This window comes from Ursidibacter sp. B-7004-1 (assembly GCF_053654055.1).
Genome location: NZ_JBSIUP010000082.1, coordinates 1 through 679, shown reverse-complemented (window position 1 = coordinate 679; position 679 = coordinate 1). Strand labels below are relative to the sequence as shown.

The following is a 679-nucleotide window of genomic DNA, read 5'->3' as shown; positions in this document are numbered from 1 at the left end:
TTATTGCGTTACCACCGTTCAACTCGGCTTCAATCGCTCCCCAAATCATATGGGCTGGAATATTGAGTTCAGGGTGGTTTTCCGTGGCTTTTTTGATTTGCTCGTTGATATAAGGCGAAGCCGCCCCTGCAATTACCCCTTCTGTTGGTTTACCGCCTAATGCTAAACCTACTGCATTGGTTATCGCATCAACCGCTTGGCGATATTTACCGCCTGTTTCCCAATTTTTCGCTTCTTGGCGAATTTCCGCTGCTTGTTGATATTTCCCTTGTTTCTCTAACTCATCGGCTTCTTTGCGTTTATTTTCCGCTTGGTTTGCCACAAAGCTGTCAATGCCTGGCTTTGTGATAGTTTGAAACTCACGAGTAACTTTAACCTGATAAGCCAGCTCTTTTTGGAGTTTATCCTTATCAAACCGACTTTCTAACTTGCCTGAGTGAGCCTCTGCTGTTTCAAGTGTGGTGTCTGTTTTAATCTCTGCTCGGGCTTCAGTTGCCGTTTTACCCGTTTTCTCTAATTGTGCTTTTTCATCTCGAATCGTGAGATTTGAAGTGTTAATACCTGATAGCGTTTGGCTACGTTGGCTATCTTTGTCTGAGCCAATCCCGATGTTTGCCCCCAGTTGCAATGATGCTTTACCTGTCGCAAGCTGGGTATTACCTTTCTCATCCGTCACTGT

Annotated in this window: 1 protein-coding gene; it reads right to left on the bottom strand. The window is 44.8% G+C overall.

All coding sequences use genetic code 11. From position 1 onward, the window contains the following. Window positions 1-679, bottom strand: a 679-nt coding sequence (locus ACWIW0_RS11310; RefSeq protein ID WP_454453395.1) for a hypothetical protein, incomplete at both ends; no start/stop codon positions are given.